This is a genomic window from Bacillus sp. PSXD-155 (assembly GCF_049310765.1).
In the GTDB taxonomy this organism is placed as follows: Bacteria; Bacillota; Bacilli; order Bacillales; family Bacillaceae_G; genus Bacillus_A; species Bacillus_A cereus.
The window spans coordinates 73,859-91,533 of the sequence record NZ_JBMOWC010000017.1 but is presented as its reverse complement, the minus strand read 5'-3'; the positions used below and the strand labels follow the sequence as shown (position 1 = coordinate 91,533).

The window sequence follows — 17,675 nt, the reverse complement described above, 5'->3', positions numbered from 1 at the left end:
TACAAAACCTCTTTTCACTTCGCTTTCAATGCTTTTTCTACGAAAGAATTATCTACAACTTTTTCCGTCTTAATTTCTTTCTTTATAGAACCGAGCTTATATTGAAAATCCGCTGTCTTTTGTTGTTCTGCTATTATTTCCTTAGTTACCGGAACTAAAATTGGTTTGTCGTGATTAAACACTTCTTTTACAATCTCTGCATCTATCTTTTTTACAGAAGTGTACACTTTTATTGCTTCATCTAAGTTAGCATCTTGCCATACACGTGCTTTCTCATAAACTTTGAGGAATTTCTCAACTAATTCTGGATGTTCTTTCGCAAATTTTGTCCTCGTAATTAAAAATTCTGGTGAAGAGACATTTAATGTTTCACCGTCTGCAACCACCTTCGCACCTTTATTTAACGTATGTAATGATATGAAAGGGTCCCAAATCGCCCATGCATCTACTGATCCTGATTCGAATGCAGGCTGCGCTTCATCTGGTTGTAATTGAATGACATTTACATCTTTTACATCAATACCTTCTTTATCAAGCGCTCGATATAATAAATTAAAGGCACTACTTCCTTTTGCTACTGCAATTTTTTTACCTTTTAAATCTTTTACACTCGCAATCTTGCTATCTTTTTGAACGAGAATTCCAGTTCCTTTTCTCGCATAACTTGTATTGGCGATTTCCGTAAATCCAATACCTGCTGCTTGCGCTGAAATGACTGGAGAATTCCCTACTTCACCAAAGTCTAACCGGTTTGATGCGATTGCTTCAAAATAAGGAGGTCCACTTTGGAACTCTGTCCATTTCACTTTAACTCCTTCTTTTTTAAACTCCTCTTCAAACCATCCCTTTTTCTTTGCTAGTAATAGCGGGCTTAATCCTTGCTGTATACCAATTTGTATTGTTACATCTTCTTTCTTACTACTTGCTGTACTTTTTTCACATCCTAATAAAAACATTGATATAGCTAAAGCAAAAGAAAGAACTTTAAATTTTTTATACATATAAAATCACCCTTTTCCTATATACTTGTTTGAATCAATCCTCCATATTCAAACTGCTGTAATACTTTCGTTCGAAGTTGTTGGAACGATTGAGCAGTTTTATTTCGCGGATAAGGTAAATTATTTTCAATCACTTTATGTATTTTCCCTGGTTTTGCATTCATAATGATGATCCGGTTTGAAAGATATATCGCTTCGTCTATATCATGTGTAACGAATATCATTGTTGTTTTTTTCTGCTCCCAAATATTTAGCAATACTTCTTGCAAATGACTTCGAGTAAAAGCATCTAGCGCTCCAAAAGGTTCATCAAGTAATAATACATTCGGATCTCTTAATAACGCTCTCGCTATCGCAACACGTTGTGACATCCCGCCTGAAATTTCTTTCGGATACGATTTTTCAAAGCCATCTAACCGAACGATTTCAACCCATTCTCTCACCTTATCTTTCACATACTTATCTTTTAACGACAAATCTGCCGCTATATTTTCTTCAACCGTTAACCACGGAAAAAGCCTATGTTCTTGAAAAATAAAACCTTGTTTCTTACTCGGTTTTAAGATAGACTCCCCATCAATAACAACTTCCCCTTCAAAATCATTATCTAGACCTGCAACAATTTTTAGTAATGTACTTTTTCCACACCCACTCGGACCAATTACTGTAACAAAGTCCCCTTTCTCTAATTGAAAATTAATATTCTCTAATACTTGAACAGTACCAGTTTGTTTCAAAAAATATTTTGATACCCCATCAATTGAAACAGTCATTTCTTCCCCTCCTTAAAATGATTCATATAAATGAACAGATTCAGTATTTGTGCAATAAAAAAACCAAAGGCATTTTATCAACAGATAAAATGCCTTTGGTTTCTCCAATCAGCAATACGTTATGGAATTAAGTACATATTATACAAATATTTCCGATAAGTCAACTGGGTTTTATCAAAACATACATATGATTCGTTTAAATATTTTTACTGTTGTTTATTTGAACGATATCATTTACTTACTATTTTTTCTGATTTTTAATCCACTGTAACCAATAAGAAAACTCACACGCTAAATGCATTTGATGGGATTTAATTAGACTATTAGGACAAAGGGCTGGGAACTCAACAACTAGACTTACTTCTATCCCTGTATCAGTATCTTTAAATTGATGTCGAACTCCACCAATAGTAGTACCATCTTTCATACGTGCAACACCTGTTGATTGGTATTGATAAGATTTATCTCTCGGTGTTTTCAATCCGGTTTCGTCACCAAAAACAATGAAAAATTGAACTGGAAACGGAGAATTACCAGTAGTTTCGATAACCTCTAATTCATTTTCCCCAAAGGGTCTTAGTACATAGTGATCAGGACAAGCAGATAAATTCACTTTGTTATTTTCACATGATTGTTCAAGCATCAAACTATCAATTCCATGTATAGCTACTTCTGCTGTAATCCCGTCTAAATAAATACTAGTTTTCGAAAATTTTCGTCTATCACCAGATAAAAGAGTACAGATACGCATACCTATTGCACTTAATCTAAGTTTTGATTTCAACTTTTCGTACATTTCATTGTATGTATATCGCAACTTTATTTCCGTTAGCTGTTTTATCATGACATCTGTATCATTTATTTCAAGCTCTTTATGTCCTAATGTATATAATACTTTTTTTATCCGTTCTCTTTTCCATTCTATAAGTTGCTCTTGTGAGATATTATTTCCATCGATAATAATTTTCATAAACTTTCTCCTTCCTTTTGATTGTATCGTAGTGTAGTTAATACTAAATTAACCATTTCTTGTTTTGTATCTAGATTCAACTTTACTTCTGAATGAGCAATACTGCTAAGACCGTATAGAATAAACCCAGAAGCTAATAATGAGTTATCAGTATAAAAAACCCCTATGTTTACTCCCTCTTCAATTACTTGTCTAATTAACGGTTGCATACGTGCGAATAATTTCTGTTCCAGTTGAAAATGTTGTTCCGTCTGAAACGAACTCACATTTTTATAGGGTGCTAACTTTTCAATAAATGTCCAAAATATATCTAGTGAATCTTTCATCTTTTGCATGACAGACCGTTCATTTGAAACAAGTATTTCTTCAATTAACTCCATATTTTTCACAATACAGTCATTTAAAACTTCATCAACAAAAATCTCTTTAGACTTGAAGTAATAATAAAATAAGCCCGTTGCTACACCTGCATGATTCACAACATCTTTTATGCCAAATCCTTTCATACCATTTTTCATATATAGTTCAAAACCAATATCCATTAACTCTTGCCGTCTTATATCTGGTTCTTTTGATATTCTTTTCATAGGTCATCTCCTACTTTGTTTTTCCTGCGACTGAATCTGATTCAATCATAAACGACTGAACTTTATTCAGTCAATCTTATTTCATAAATTTAAAATCCATTTAATAACTAAGCAACGAAATTTCTACAAAAAAAGTAATCTCAAGAAATATGCTACTAACCTTAGATTTATCAAAAAAGTTAGATCATATAACTTGAGACTACTCATTTCCATTCAAAATATTTATGTAATTAAATTTTAGTTCTTCTGCACCCTGGCTGTCTCCAAAACTATTTGTGGAAGCTCTTTTTGAATGATTTCTTTCAGTCCATAAAGAGCTTTCTTCACATAACCACCTTCGAAATTCCCTAATGGTTCTGGTAATTCATCCTCATCTAATATGAAGTATTCTCCATTAGGAAGTACCATAATATCGATGATTAAATCTTCGAAGGAAACCACTTCGTCTTTTATTTGTGTATTTTTTACGATATTAAAATAGGAACCTAAATACTTCCCTTTTATATCTCTCCATACGTATAAATTGTACGGACAATCTTTCCAGTAATATGCGATTGTATAACTCCCTTTTGGAATTGTTAACTTAGTATCATTTGCAATCATTGTAAATGAATACTGCACCTCGTGAAATAAAACGATACTTTGTGATTGCTTTTCAAGTAATAAGCAATTGTGATCTACTATTGTTGAGTTATATCGGATTTTTCTTTCTATAATTTCACCTTTCGATGTAAGTAACTTATTCATTATTTTGTTTCCCCTTATACTAGTTCTATCCTCAATTATATCCATTTATCTAACGATAAAGAAGTATATAGTTTTTTATATAATGATTTATACAAGTACACAAGAAAAACTCCTTCTTATTTAGAAAGAGTTTTTCACTATCCATGTTTCATATTTTTTCACTTCTAACGGAAGCTTATTTGTTTTTATGTAACTAACAGCACTATTACTCATGTTTTAACTTTTCCTTAACCGCATCATAAAATTTTCGTTCTTCATCAACATTTAAGTGCACACGACTTACTGTTTTAGAAAATCCATATAACAACTGTGCTTTCACTGGCTCTTTTAATGTTATTTCAAAAGTAGCAGGTTCTTTTATGAACTCCATAACAGTTGCATCCAATACCTGTTTCCCTTCTTTTGCCGTTAGCAATTCATCACCCTTGTAGAACGCAATATTATCAATTTGTGTAAATGGTATAACAATTTTCTTTCCTAATCCAATTTGAATGATTACTTGTTCTTCTGTTACGTTAAGTGGATTTTTACGCATCGCTTGTATTTCAGCTATAAAATAAATCATCGCGTATACATTTAAAATAAGTAAAATCCATGCTATTACTGGATTCCACTGGTGTAGCAAATAATGAAAACCAATACTTTCTATTAAGGTCGCATGGATGATCATGATATATACACCTATTGCACCAGTCTTTTTGTGATATGAGTATACGTATTCACCTTCTGGTACTTTTTCACGCCACGATAAAAATGCATAATAGATTAACTTACACTCCGTTACAATGATATCTATTAATTTATTTCTTTTCATAGTAGCGTCAAACGCAGCATCAATTGCATAAGAAAATGAAGAGTACTCACTTTTATATTCTTTATATTTTTTTATTATGGTAGGAAGCTTTCTAACAATTTTATATAGAAGGAATAACTCTAAACATACAAAAGCAATTTCTCCTGCAACTATAATATAAGAAACGTATGAAAAATCTTGTAAATAGTCACTTGGAATAATAAATCTTGCAAAAATATAACCAGCTATTACAACAGGAACTATATACGTTAACGAGTACCTTTTTCGAATAATGAAGAAATACGTGATGATTGGAATGACAAACATGCAATCTAATAATGACCCAAGTACAACTTCTTTCGGCGCAGCTGGTACTATTGGAAGAGCATACAATAAATAGTTTGATAGCATAATTAAAGAGACGAGTCCAATCCAAATACCTTTTCGCCTTCGCGATAGTGTAACATTCATACGTTCACTCCTTTATTTAAAAACCTCATTTAAGTGGTCTTTATAAAATGAAATGGCACGTTCAAATTCTTTTACTTCCTCTACTTTCACGACAGTTTCAAGTAATAATTTCATCGCTGACTCGTGATCGTTTACGTTATATTTTGCTAATGATAAAAATACTTTCATCGGATCGTTCTCTGGGAATTTTTTCACCCCAGCTTCTAATACTGTAATTGCCTTTTCATATTCCCCTATACAACGATATGTACTTCCTAGACCAATATAAGCACCGCAAAGGGATTCGCCATCAAGTCCATTTGCGATTGCCTGCTCATAATACGGAACTGCTTCTGTTTCTAGCCCCATTACATCATGTATCCACGCACACTGATACAGTACTTCTGCATCCTTTGTAAAGTTTGTTAATCCTATAAGCATCTCTTTAGACTGCGCATATTTCTTTTCGTTTCTAAGTTTAATAGCTTGCTTTAATAAATGTTCCATAGAATCCACTCCTCACCAATTATTCTGTGTATAGCTCTTGATTGATATACGCTTCACATTCGTGTAAAAGTAAAATTCCCACCAATTAAAGTTTCGCTTACTTATTACTATGCGGATTCATTCTTATCTAAAAACTTAATTTTAAAAAGCAGTGACACGATTACATAATACCTCTAAGCTTTTGACAATTTCTTTCGCTGTTTCATCTTTCCCATTACACAACTTCCCTTTACCATCTTGTCCAATTACATAATGCACAGCTCCGCGCGAATATAAAGAATGTGGTGAATTCGCAATCATTACATTCGCCCTTGCTTCTTTCATTCTATTTTTCGCTCTTTCAAACAGTTCTTCTTCATTTAAATCACTTTCAAGTTTAAAACCAATAAGTACTGTTTCTGGGTCCCATTCTTTTATTTGTTTTAATACTTTTGGAGCCTTTTGAAAGTGAATAATCGGTGCAATATCACTTGAAATTTTTCCGTTCATATTAAGAACATTACCATCTTGATCACAGATCTTCTCCACAATCCAATCTGATCCAGCCGCTGCCATAATAACCGCATCAACCTTTTCATGTGTGATGATACTTTTCATTTTATCTTGTAAATCAACAATCCCTTCAAATGGATGTAATTCTAACCCTCTATGTACATCGCTCGGTTTCTCCGCAAAATAACCGTGTAAATATATAACATGTGCCCCTTTAGCTAGAAGTTCTTCTGCGATTATCCTTCCGATTGTACCTTTAGCCATATTCGTATGCCCGCGTACTTGATCCCATTTTTCTAGACAACCACCGCTCGTAATTAATACCTTTTTCCCTTTCATTGTAACCATCCCTTACTAATTTTTCTTACGAAACCATTCTGTTCCAAAGTCAACTATATCACGCTGTTTCATTAGACGACACGTTGCATTCCCTATCTTCCCATTTTTTACAGTTCCTTTTCGCTCAAACTCAACACCAATTTCTACAAACTTCTCAGATTCGTAATCCATTTCAACAAACTCTTTCCACACTCTTTCACCGTTTTCTATAATAGGTGCTCCTACTTGTATTAACTCACATGCACCAGTACGCACCTCGGATAAATGAACAGACGTATTTGAATCATATCCAACACCAATTAATAATACGTACCCGTCTAAATCGTATATTTTTCTTAATGGAGATTCTTCTCCAAAGCTCATTGATAATGAATGGTTCATTGTTATTTCTACTGCATGTTTTCCCCATGCAGCAAAACTTCCTAACGGATGATTACTACGTACTACATTCGGATATGTACGAAAACATTCAACTATTTCACCCATTCCCCTTGTTGGGGTTATACGTGAATCAAATGCAGGGAGGTTATCTCGGATAATTTGCCACCAGTCTTCCGGTACAGGTGGTCTTGACCAATGTTTCGGATCGGACAAATCCGAAGATTGCGTTGGCATTATTATCGTTCCTTCTTCCGTAACAACTTTCATTAATGCTTCTACTACGGCAACCGCACCACCAGATATCCATCCGATAGAACTTAGCGATGAATGAACGATAATTGTCATTCCTTTTTCGATTCCTAATGCTTTTAAATCTTTTGTTATTGTTTCGATTGTATTTGGAAATTGTGTGCTTGCTACTATTTCATTCATTTTCATATTGGTTCCCTCACTAGCCACGTAAATTTAAACTTTTATATAAATATATTATCATATTTTTCTTAATTTTTAACTTAATCATATTCATTACTACAAAAATATGTATATGGGTGTACTGAAGCCTCAAAACTCTATTAAAATCGTAGAGAATGATAAGCGAGAGTTTTATTAAATGAAGAAAAATGTAAATCTTATTTTTTCAAGCTATACTCCATATGCATATTTTTATACTATTTTTCCAAATAACAATGAAATCTTTCGATTTCCATATATTTTTCTCCTAAACTTTTAACTTGAAAACCAATTCTTTTATAAAATTCTACCGCCCCATCGTCTGTCTCTGCTTCTATATAAGTCAATTGATATATCCTTACCACTTCTTTAATCATTTGCAGTGCAATTCCTTTTTGACGATAATCTGAAGCCACTGCTATATGACATACTCGTGCTTTAGTTGCTCCGATTACTTCAATACCTATACAAGCTTTTTCTTCATATTTGTACAAAGTCCCTTTATTACTTTGATAAAATATTACTGCCTTCTTTAAGCTTATTTCATTTGGACCGACGGCATATTGTAGCACATTTAATATTGAATCTTTTTCAATTTGTTCAACACGCTGTAAATTCATATTTTCATCCCTTTCTATGAAAAAAGACTAACTCTTAATAAAAAGAGCTAATCTCATTACGCCGTTATTTTTTCTTCTTTTTTTACAACGACAGCTACATAACTATGAAGTATCATTCCAATAATAACGAGACTCATACCAACCCAAGATAAAGATGACGGAATTGGTGCAGATAACCATATCAGCTCTCCTACTAGCGCAAATAAAACTTCACCAGACTGCGTCGCTTCCACTGTTGCTAGTTTTTGTGGATCATCTTTTACAAGATCTGTTGCAAAGAAAAATAATATTGTCGCGATTAACCCAGAACTAACTGCTACAATAAAACATTGAAAAACTTGGTTACTTGACGGTAATCCGCCAGTTGATACTTCGTAACCAGATAATAAAAACCAAAATGGTAAACTTGCTAATGTCATACCGAGTACTCGCTGAAATACATCTAATTCCCCTTTACAAACTTGCATCATTTTTCGATTTCCAAGAGGATACGCAAATGCTGCAATAAGTACAGGAACTACACATAAAACGGTTTCACGAATACCTAATGAAGAAGCATGTTCTACTTGCATGAGAACAACACCGAATAAAATAATGCCCGACATAACTAATTCCTTCATCGGAAGTTTTTTATGTAGTGGATCCACCGCAAAAAATGGTGTTAACAAAATCCCTGCAACGATTGTAATTTGCCATGTTGATGCAACGAGCCAACCTGGTCCGAACGCTCCAGCAAAACTAAGCGGTGCATAAAAGAGACCAAATCCAACGATACTCCATACTAACCATTCTTTCGGATTGTTTTTCATATATTGAAAGAGTTGCTTTAAGTTCCCTCTATACATAACAATAAGTAATAGCATTGGAACCATAAAATAATACCGTAATGATGCACTCCAAATCCAGCTTCCACCTTCTAAGTCCATTGCCCGGTTTAAAACAAAGGTAAAGGCAAAGAAAAATGATGCCAGTATCCCTATAACAATTGCTTTCATCGTAAAACCCCTTGTATTTAATTTTTAATCTCTATAACATATATTTTAGTATACGCGATGAAAAATCTACATACAAACTTACATTTCACTTTCCATTCACTTGCAATGAAAAAGATGATAATACATTCATTCATTCATTTATTATACTTAATATAAAAACATTAAACAGAAATAATTTTAAAAATAAGTTACTTCTATGGATGTGATAACACTGAAAATATACAGAGCCTCTATACAATCTATTTTATTTGTACTTTCTTTCGGAGTTGTTTTCCTTCTAATAAGTGTTTTATCTTTAATGGAAGAATTTGATTTACTAGGAATTATTTCAATATTTTTCTCCTTATGGCTACTAAAGTATGCCCTAACCTTATGGAAAACACGTGCAAACGATATAGGTTCCTATTGGGATGATAAAGGAATTGTAGTAGATTTGCATGGGAATAAAGTGTATTGGTATGAAATCGAGGATATTACATACCAAAATTTTTAAGGGTCAAAATCTACCTTAATCTCGACCCACTATACTCACCATGAAAATATACGAATCTGCCATAAAAGATGGCTACCAACTATTGCACATTCAATTTACTGGTTTTCTATTGAAAAACCAAAAAATTATCATAAAAATTTAATGATAGCTTGGGAAGAAAAACAAACGAATAAAAATAAACGCCTCCTTTAATTATTATTTAGGGGCGTTTGTTTATTCAAAAATTAAAGAATATGCAGTTTATATTCTCTATATAATTTCCTCAATCGACTTATATGTGCTTGATGATACCGATTATGATCTGCTATATGCCAAATTCCCCATCTTATAGTCGCATTTTCCCCTTTTTCATACAAAACTTCCCGCGTTAAATCAGTTTCTGTTAGTTTCATACATTCTTCATAAAACAATTTTTGCACTGCTTCATAATCTTGCATTAACTCTTGCAACGTGTATTTTCTTAAACTCGGTATTTCTCCTACTTCATTCAACATAGGACCATATTTATTTTCAAATGCTGTTGGAACATCTTCTCCCTTGAAACGATACACCCAATGTAAATCGACAACTGCTAAATGCTGAAGTAACTGCCCAATACTATTTTCATTATTTTCAGACCCTTTATAGGATAGTTCGTTCTCTTCAGTACCTTCTACTAACCTTTGCAATCTATTAAACGTATCAGCAACCGTCGCATACAAAATCGCTACTTGAGGGTCCAGATTTCTTTCTAAATGGAGATCTTTCATACAAAACTTCCTCTCTTAAAAGAACAACACCATATGTTCATCATCACTATACACACCATTCATTTTTATAGCCCTTTTTTCAATTCCGTACGTTTTAAATCCCATTGATTCATATAATCGTTTGGCTGGTTCGTTCGTTGACACAACCCCTAAGTTCAATTGCTCTAGCTTCATCTCTTTTGCCCTTTCAATTGCTTTACGTATTAAATCACGTGCAAGACCACTTCTTCGATTTTCAGTATCTACATACATTGCAACGATATGCCCTTTATGCTTATATGCGTCCTTTTCTTCTGTTAATAAAGTAACAACCCCAACTAAACGATTTTCATTATTAAAAGCACCAAATGTAAAACTACTGTTGGATGAAAGATTACCCGCAACGCGTTCAAGAGGGTTTTCTTGACGTACTGCTTCTTCATAAGTCGTTACAAATGCTTCTGGATTTACTTGTAGTGCTTGTAAACGTAACTCCCAATATTGTTTTGCATCCGCTTTTGTAAGTAATCGAATCATTTTATCTTCCCCTTTTTAATTGACATAATATTTTTATAGGTTATTATTTTTTGATTCATACTCTTCTTTTAATATACTGTAACGATAGCGATGAATGAACTTCCCCTGTCTCAATCGATCATTTCTCATTAACCCTTCGCATACAAATCCGGCATTTTCATAACTCTTTTTAGCTTGTGTATTATCTTCATCTACACGTAACCAAATTTTCTCCAATTCAAACTGGGAAAAACCTATTTGTAACATGCTGTTTAGAGCTGCCATTCCAAATCCTTTCCCCCAATAGTCTTTATTTCCAATCGTAATTCCTAGTTCTGCATTTTTATTTGTTTTATCAAAATTTTTAAGGTCTACCCATCCAATATGTATACCTTTCTCAGTAACGATCGCCCTTTGTTCATAACCATTTTTTCGGCTTATACAAGCTTCAATCCAGATTCTCGTATCTCCACGAGTGAACGGAGGATATTGGTCTGGTACGACTAAATGCTTTGTTACATCGCTATCTAACGACCATTGATAGCGATCTTCTACATCATCTAGTGTCAATTCTCTTAATTGAACATATGGTACATTCATTTTTCTCTCCCCTTTTTATTTACCAATAGAAAATCCTTCGAACACTCTTCCACCATACTGCTCTAACGTCATTTCTATAAAATGAATTAATTCATTTTTCTCTCCCGTTTTATAAAAATGATCAAAAGCCGCTACAAATTTGTTTGCATATTGCTCATCATATCTTCTTAGCACTCTAATAAACCATTTTGAACTCCCAAGCCACCTACCATTTACTCTTAATACATATTCATGTACTAAATCCGCTAATAAATTAGCGATAAACAATTCTTCTTCTCTTTTTGTTGCACCAATAAAGTCATCTAAAGTATCCGTAATAAAATATCGCTTCTGCTTAATCGTTTCTTCGGTCCATTTAGCTGGTCCTTTATGTAGTAAATCATTCGCTTCTTTTTTTAATTTCTCAACAATTTCCTTTTCCCCTTTTAATGCAACCCCTTCTGAAACTAATTGTGGTAACGACGGTCTCCCTCGATCACAATCCATTTTGAAAAAGGTTTTATATGTTGTAAAATTATGAACAAACACCTCAACAGGCCATCCATTACTATAGAAAGATTCTCTATAACAAGAAGTTAAACTTTGGTCAACTATTACAATATCAAGGTCAGATGTTTTTGTCGCTTCTCCTCGTGCAACGCTTCCACCGAGTAAAGCTACATCACAATTCGGAAATTGTGATGTAATTATGCTTTGTGCTGCTTCAATGGGTTTCATAGCCGTTCCTCTTTTCTTATTTCATTTTCTTTTTTTCAGCTCTTTCTCTCGCTTTTTTTATATAGCTTTCTGCATCTGGTGTTTTACATGATGTTGTACCGTGATTAACCTCTACTTTTCCAATTTCACGTGCAATTTCAATCGCTTGTCGCTCTAAGTCTTCATTACGAATTCCTATTGCGATTAAAGCACTATTCATCGCTTCTTTTTTTCTATTTTTTTCATTATGTATATTTTCTTTAATCTCTTCTAAGTATGGAGAGAAGAAATCATCATGTAACGCTTTATTTTTAATCGATATATTTGCTAATAAAGACCATCCAGCTCTTCCAATCCATTCATCATTAGACTTTGTCCACTCTTCCATTCTTTCTATTGCAATTGGCGAAGTACATATAGATGTCATAAAAACATCCATTAAACAGTAATAATCAACATCCTGAACCCAACTATTAAGCTGTTCTGCTGTTATATTCTTCGGGTCTAAAATATAAGTTGCTAATGTCATCGCGTCCATATTTTTTGTTTCCCACAATTCAACTGCTAAATCGTGATCTTTTTTTATTTTCTTTTTTAACAATTTTAGATTCGCAAAACTAACTCCGAATAATGGCTCTTTCGCTCCGTGGTTTTTATACGTTTTTCGATTTTGTTCTGTTCCATATTCCTCTAGTTGCTGCATTACTTCCTCAAGTAACATATACCCACCTCTTTATCTTTTATGTTGACTGTATATATGTATGTACGATATATTCTACATTACTTTTTGTTTTTCCTATATTTATTTTTAAAATACGGTATGTGAAATTTCTAAACATTGCACAGCTATACCATCAAAAAACTGTACATGTTAAACATACAGTTTTTTGATGGTATCAATTTTGCGTAGAATAAGATATAAACTACGAAAGAACTTTTAATGGTCCTCTCAATCACCTATTTTTTCAACTAAATTTTTTACATCTGACCACTCTTCTATTGACCCTGCGTCCGGAAAAACTGTAACTACATTAAAATTCGCACCTTTTTCTTTCCCAATTTGTTTAGCTGCTAATAAATTCGCTGCCGCAGAAGTTCCTATTTTTATACCAGTATCTTTGTAAAAACGTGCCATTTCATACAGGGTATCTTCATATGAATAAGTCCATTGTTTTTCTATCAAATTTTCTTCCTGTTCTATGAAATGTTGTTTCCTTCCTAAGCCGAACCCACCTGATCCAGCATATTTCTTTAAATCATTTGGTGGTTGTTCCGAACCATAAGGCAATTCAGCAGGCATTACTAAATGTAGTTCAACATTTTTTGTATAATTCTTTATTGCTGTATAGACTCCCATTAGAGTTCCACCAGTACCAGCAGATGCTACCCATGCATGTATTGGTTTTCCATTCATTTGTGCAATAATTTCTCGCCCTGTACCTTCTATATGACTTACTAGATTTGCATTATTATAATGTTGGAATAAAAAGTATAATTCTGGCTTTTGTTTGCTAATCTCTATTGTTTTCTCAATTACTGCGTAGAACCCTTTATATTTATCAACTAAGATTACGTTAGCACCATAACGATCAAGTTCATTTAAGAGAGATTTACCGGTTCCAGAACTTAAAACTAACGTGCATTGAATCCCTAAATAATTACAAATACACCCAATTGACCTCGCTAAGCTTCCACCACTATACTCTAAAATATTTTGTTTTTTGTCCGCTTCTTGTAAATATTTATTAATCATTCCAAGTGCCGCCCTATCCTTAATTGACCCTGTAGGGTTATGCCATTCACATTTAGCATAGATAGAAAGGTCCTTCGTTTCTTTGCATTCTAATTTCACGAGAGGTGTATTTCCAACATGTTTAGAAAACTCTTCAAAATGGTTTACTATCATACTTTTATACCTCCTTCATAAATTATGTTTATTACATTTGTTCTTAGCCAAAATACTTTCTACATTTTAATAACTCTCTCAATAAAAATTTCTTATATAAAAATCCCTACAAACACTGTAGGGATTTATGTCTAAATCATTTTGTTACACTCTATTTCATATGAAAATAGTTTTCTTATTCAGATGCATTCATAAGCACAATTCTCCAACCGTCTGGATCCTCTATTGTGGTTCCTTTCTCTATCCAATACGGGTTTTCAGGTTCTACCTCATGATAGCCCATATTACTTAATCGATTCACTATCTTTTCAATTTCATCTTTAATAGGCATATAAAAAACTAGTAAATTATCTTTTGTCGGTGCCGGACATGGACTTCCATTAACATGTGTAGTAAACTCCAAATGATACTCTTCATCTGGTAAGCCAAACATAACCCCATCATATCCTTCATGATTGTGAAATTCCCCTATACGTTTTAAACCTAATCCTGTTTCATAAAAACTTATCACTTCTTCAAATTTATCTGTTGGTCTTGCAATTCTAAATTGAACCCAATTCTTCATGCAAATCTCCTCCTTTTCATTTTCCAAAGCTTTATAGTAATTAGTATAGGTTACATATATTCCCTTTAACATCCCTCATTAGTGTGAACTTCCTAAGTTGAAAGACCTATTAGTTAATAAACAATAGGACTTTAGTATAAAATTCATATAAAATTAGTTATATAAATATAGAGATGAATTACAAGCTATTACGTATGAAATAGTTCTCCTTGCAGGGCCTTTATATACCGATCAGCAGATCTTTGTACAGCTTTATTCGCATCTTCCACCACACCATGAAATGCATTATATAGTCGACTAAATTGGATATCTTTTACCTTCTCTGCCATATCTCTAACTTTATTCGCTGGTAATGGAATGAGATTGGGATAACTATACATAAAACTTACCCATTTTCGATCCGAAACTACTTGTATAATATCACCTGATAACAAAATACCTTTCCCTTCATTACCGTCTTTCCAATGTATAACAGTTCCACCCTTAAAATGGCCTCCTAAGCGATGCAATGTAAGTTCTTCCGATAATATCAGATGCTCCCCAGACCAAAATTTAATTTGCTTACTCGGACGAACCACCCACTCTTTATCATCTTCATGAATATAAATAGGTACATTGAATGTTTCCGCCCATTTAACTTGTGTAGAGTAATAATGTGGATGAGAAAGTGCTATTGCTTGAATACCACCTAAATCATATATACGTTGTATCGTTTTATCATCTAAATAACTAATGCAATCCCACATAACATTTAGAGTTTTACTTTGTATTAAAAATGCTGTTTGTCCAATCGCAAATTTAGGTTTAGTAGTAATGCTATACAAACCGCTTTCTTCTTTTATTATTTCGTTTTTGTATAAATTGCTATTTTGCATCGTTTCTAATGTTGTCCATGACTGCCCAATTGGATTAACATATTGTCTTTCCTCATTACAAATTTTACAGCGAGAAGGTGCTTCTTCATTTTCGGGATACTGTACTCCACATGTAGTGCAAATATAATTATCCATATTCCCACTCCTTTTTTCATGTAATTGTTTCTTTACCAATATTTTAATAAAAAACAAAAATATTCGAATCAATAATTGGAACGAAAATGAAATGATACGAAAGTATGATTAGTCTCCTTTCGTTTTAAGACTTTAGCCTAAGTACTATATTTTTCATTTCTTCTTTCTGTGAAAGTTGCATATCGTTTTTAATAGAAATTCCAAGTAAATTAAACTTTTACCCATTAAATAAGTGAATACATCTTTTCAAAATAAATGAACCTATTCATAGATTTTGTCACACCTTTGACAAAGTTGCACTAAGCGATACACATTAGGGGTATAGTATATTTAAAGTAACGATAAAAGAATATTCAATAATTTTATCTTCCTTATCGTTACTAGATTCAATTCGTAACAAATAAAGGAGAGGTTTTAATGGAAATCGTTATTATGCTCTATGATGGAATTACTGCATTAGATGCTATTGGTCCATACGAAGTATTTGCTGCAGAAAGCAACAACAACATAAAATTTGTTGCTAAAACGAAGGGATTAATAAAATTAGATTCGAAAATGGGCTATTTACATGCTGATTACAATTTTAATGAAATTACTTCAGCAGATATTCTTATTATTCCCGGATGTCGTCCACCAAACTTTACACAACTTATGAAGGATGAAGAAACTCTTAATTGGATTCTCCAAATACATAAAACGACAAAGTGGACTACAACTGTATGTACGGGCTCCTTAATCTTAGGTGCTACTGGTCTACTAAATGGTGTTAATGCTACTAGTCATTGGAGCTGTTTTAACTTACTTCGTTCTCTCGGAGCTATTCCAACTGAAGAGAGATTCGTGCGCCATGAAAAAATTATAACAGCTGCTGGTGTATCTGCAGGTATTGATATGGCCCTTCAGTTAATAGCTTGGGAATTTGGAGATGAAAAAAGCAAAGCAGTTCAACTCATGTTAGAATACGACCCTCAGCCTCCCTTTGATACAGGTTCTCCTAAAAAAGCGCATGCATCCTTATTAGAAGATTTAAATTTGATGATTGAAAGTTTAAATAATAAAGTTTAAATTCATCCTATTTTTCAAAACTGCAATTGATATAAAATCTTGCATACTTTTGAGTAAACTTTTTTACACTTGTAAAAAAGTTTTTTTGCATTTCCCTACCTATAATTGCTAATATAGTAGAGTAGAACTTTTATAGAGAGTAGGAAAATTATGCACAATGGAATTCGAATGACAACTTTAGTAAAAAGGGCTATGTTAGTTTGTGCGGGGGTATTATTCACATACGAAGCGGCTTTGGGATCAGTACATACTGCTCTAGCTAGTACAGAGGATGAAGCAAAATCTGTTCAACTTGTAAGTGAGATTCAAACATCTCTTGCTCCGAAAGAAGCTCCTAAACATTATAACGGGCAAGTTAGAAAAGTCGCTTATTTAACATTTGATGATGGTCCTGGAAAATACACAGCTGAGCTTTTAGATATGTTAAAGAAAGAAAATGCAAAAGCAACATTCTTCCTAATTGGTTCAAACGTAAAAGCTTTCCCTGATCTTGTAAAACGCGAAGATGCTGAAGGCCACTACGTTGGGATGCACAGTATGACTCATAACTACAAGAAACTTTACACAGAAGGTCATTACGTAGATGAAATGAAGGAAGACCAAGGCTTAATCGCTGGTGTTTTAGGTAAATCACCAGTATTAACTCGTCCATCTTACGGCTCTATGCCAGGATTAAACGAAGCTCTTCGCAACAAAGTTGTAGAAAATGGCTTAAAAGTTTGGGATTGGACAATTGATTCTTTAGACTGGAAATACAACAAAATGCAAGTTGATGCTGCATCTGCTAAAATTGTAGAAAACGTGTTACATGGTGCTACAAATCCAACAGAAGTTATCCTTATGCATGATATTCATCCACAATCAGTAAAAGCAGTTCCTGGAATTATTAAAGGACTGAAAGAAAAAGGATATGAATTAGAAGCATATAATGAGAACGAACACTTCCCATTAAACTTCTGGCATGATAATCGTATGTAATGAAAAGACTTGA

The 17,675-nt window shown here is 33.3% G+C and carries 22 protein-coding genes; 3 read left to right on the top strand and 19 right to left on the bottom strand.

Translation table 11 applies throughout. The features are described 5' to 3' along the window. Positions 1 to 14 precede the first annotated feature (14 nt). The 11 genes from ACO6VI_RS19200 to ACO6VI_RS19150 all read right to left on the bottom strand — a co-directional run bounded on the left by ACO6VI_RS19200 (position 15) and on the right by ACO6VI_RS19150 (position 9,105). Entirely contained in the window at positions 15 to 1,001 is a 987-nt protein-coding gene (locus ACO6VI_RS19200) for an aliphatic sulfonate ABC transporter substrate-binding protein (protein WP_023522250.1), read from the bottom strand. Between the two features lie 17 nt (positions 1,002 to 1,018). After that, complete coding sequence (locus tag ACO6VI_RS19195; RefSeq protein ID WP_063547626.1) at positions 1,019 to 1,774, bottom strand: ABC transporter ATP-binding protein; 756 nt, start codon at positions 1,772 to 1,774, stop codon at positions 1,019 to 1,021. A 241-nt stretch (positions 1,775 to 2,015) separates the two neighbouring features. Further along, positions 2,016 to 2,744, bottom strand: a complete 729-nt coding sequence (locus tag ACO6VI_RS19190) for a hypothetical protein (protein WP_065484115.1) — start codon at positions 2,742 to 2,744, stop codon at positions 2,016 to 2,018. Beyond that, complete coding sequence (locus tag ACO6VI_RS19185) at positions 2,741 to 3,331, bottom strand: TetR/AcrR family transcriptional regulator (RefSeq protein WP_023522253.1); 591 nt, start codon at positions 3,329 to 3,331, stop codon at positions 2,741 to 2,743. The genes ACO6VI_RS19190 and ACO6VI_RS19185 overlap by 4 nt, the downstream gene beginning before the upstream one ends. Positions 3,332 to 3,568: 237 nt before the next feature. Further along, complete coding sequence (locus ACO6VI_RS19180; RefSeq protein ID WP_023522254.1) at positions 3,569 to 4,078, bottom strand: DUF402 domain-containing protein; 510 nt, start codon at positions 4,076 to 4,078, stop codon at positions 3,569 to 3,571. Between the two features lie 205 nt (positions 4,079 to 4,283). Further along, positions 4,284 to 5,342, bottom strand: a complete 1,059-nt coding sequence (locus tag ACO6VI_RS19175) for a hypothetical protein (protein ID WP_023522255.1) — start codon at positions 5,340 to 5,342, stop codon at positions 4,284 to 4,286. Between the two features lie 12 nt (positions 5,343 to 5,354). After that, complete coding sequence (locus ACO6VI_RS19170; protein ID WP_000400637.1) at positions 5,355 to 5,828, bottom strand: tetratricopeptide repeat protein; 474 nt, start codon at positions 5,826 to 5,828, stop codon at positions 5,355 to 5,357. A gap of 141 nt (positions 5,829 to 5,969) precedes the next feature. Further along, entirely contained in the window at positions 5,970 to 6,659 is a 690-nt protein-coding gene (locus ACO6VI_RS19165; protein WP_000676727.1) for a phosphopantothenoylcysteine decarboxylase, read from the bottom strand. Between the two features lie 15 nt (positions 6,660 to 6,674). After that, complete coding sequence (locus tag ACO6VI_RS19160; RefSeq protein WP_161519837.1) at positions 6,675 to 7,478, bottom strand: aminoglycoside N(3)-acetyltransferase; 804 nt, start codon at positions 7,476 to 7,478, stop codon at positions 6,675 to 6,677. A 230-nt stretch (positions 7,479 to 7,708) separates the two neighbouring features. Further along, positions 7,709 to 8,110: a GNAT family N-acetyltransferase gene (locus tag ACO6VI_RS19155; RefSeq protein WP_088020676.1), complete on the bottom strand. Its 402-nt coding sequence runs from the start codon at positions 8,108 to 8,110 to the stop codon at positions 7,709 to 7,711. Between the two features lie 56 nt (positions 8,111 to 8,166). Beyond that, positions 8,167 to 9,105 carry a multidrug resistance efflux transporter family protein gene (locus ACO6VI_RS19150; protein ID WP_000644593.1) on the bottom strand — a complete coding sequence of 313 codons (939 nt, stop codon included), beginning with the start codon at positions 9,103 to 9,105 and terminating at the stop codon, positions 8,167 to 8,169. A 298-nt stretch (positions 9,106 to 9,403) separates the two neighbouring features. Between ACO6VI_RS19150 and ACO6VI_RS19145 the strand changes: the two genes are divergently transcribed. Beyond that, complete coding sequence (locus ACO6VI_RS19145; RefSeq protein WP_237655332.1) at positions 9,404 to 9,598, top strand: hypothetical protein; 195 nt, start codon at positions 9,404 to 9,406, stop codon at positions 9,596 to 9,598. 224 nt (positions 9,599 to 9,822) lie between these two features. Here the strand turns inward: ACO6VI_RS19145 and ACO6VI_RS19140 are convergent, their stop codons facing one another. From ACO6VI_RS19140 to ACO6VI_RS19105, 8 genes are all read right to left on the bottom strand, one after another. After that, a complete protein-coding gene (locus ACO6VI_RS19140) occupies positions 9,823 to 10,347 on the bottom strand; it encodes a DinB family protein (RefSeq protein WP_000653846.1) in 525 nt (174 codons plus the stop codon). Positions 10,348 to 10,362: 15 nt separating this feature from the next. Next, positions 10,363 to 10,863 (bottom strand): GNAT family N-acetyltransferase, encoded by a 501-nt coding sequence (locus ACO6VI_RS19135; RefSeq protein WP_098033217.1) that lies wholly within the window; start codon positions 10,861 to 10,863, stop codon positions 10,363 to 10,365. A gap of 33 nt (positions 10,864 to 10,896) precedes the next feature. Next, the gene (locus tag ACO6VI_RS19130; RefSeq protein ID WP_023522259.1) at positions 10,897 to 11,442 is read right to left on the bottom strand and encodes a GNAT family N-acetyltransferase; all 546 of its coding nucleotides are present in this window, start codon (positions 11,440 to 11,442) and stop codon (positions 10,897 to 10,899) included. Positions 11,443 to 11,457: 15 nt separating this feature from the next. After that, on the bottom strand, positions 11,458 to 12,159 hold the full coding sequence (locus ACO6VI_RS19125; RefSeq protein ID WP_000802433.1) for a nucleotidyltransferase domain-containing protein: 702 nt from the start codon (positions 12,157 to 12,159) through the stop codon (positions 11,458 to 11,460). 16 nt (positions 12,160 to 12,175) lie between these two features. Next, complete coding sequence (locus tag ACO6VI_RS19120; RefSeq protein WP_065484122.1) at positions 12,176 to 12,859, bottom strand: DNA alkylation repair protein; 684 nt, start codon at positions 12,857 to 12,859, stop codon at positions 12,176 to 12,178. A gap of 228 nt (positions 12,860 to 13,087) precedes the next feature. Next, positions 13,088 to 14,044 carry a PLP-dependent cysteine synthase family protein gene (locus tag ACO6VI_RS19115; protein WP_098818872.1) on the bottom strand — a complete coding sequence of 319 codons (957 nt, stop codon included), beginning with the start codon at positions 14,042 to 14,044 and terminating at the stop codon, positions 13,088 to 13,090. Between the two features lie 175 nt (positions 14,045 to 14,219). After that, positions 14,220 to 14,609: a VOC family protein gene (locus ACO6VI_RS19110; protein WP_000800667.1), complete on the bottom strand. Its 390-nt coding sequence runs from the start codon at positions 14,607 to 14,609 to the stop codon at positions 14,220 to 14,222. A gap of 188 nt (positions 14,610 to 14,797) precedes the next feature. Beyond that, positions 14,798 to 15,619: an MBL fold metallo-hydrolase gene (locus ACO6VI_RS19105; protein WP_000371021.1), complete on the bottom strand. Its 822-nt coding sequence runs from the start codon at positions 15,617 to 15,619 to the stop codon at positions 14,798 to 14,800. Between the two features lie 417 nt (positions 15,620 to 16,036). Between ACO6VI_RS19105 and ACO6VI_RS19100 the strand changes: the two genes are divergently transcribed. Together ACO6VI_RS19100 and ACO6VI_RS19095 are read left to right on the top strand one after the other, a co-directional pair. Beyond that, on the top strand, positions 16,037 to 16,684 hold the full coding sequence (locus ACO6VI_RS19100; protein WP_000407025.1) for a DJ-1/PfpI family protein: 648 nt from the start codon (positions 16,037 to 16,039) through the stop codon (positions 16,682 to 16,684). A 150-nt stretch (positions 16,685 to 16,834) separates the two neighbouring features. Beyond that, entirely contained in the window at positions 16,835 to 17,662 is an 828-nt protein-coding gene (locus tag ACO6VI_RS19095) for a peptidoglycan-N-acetylglucosamine deacetylase (RefSeq protein ID WP_000551449.1), read from the top strand. Positions 17,663 to 17,675 lie beyond the last annotated feature (13 nt).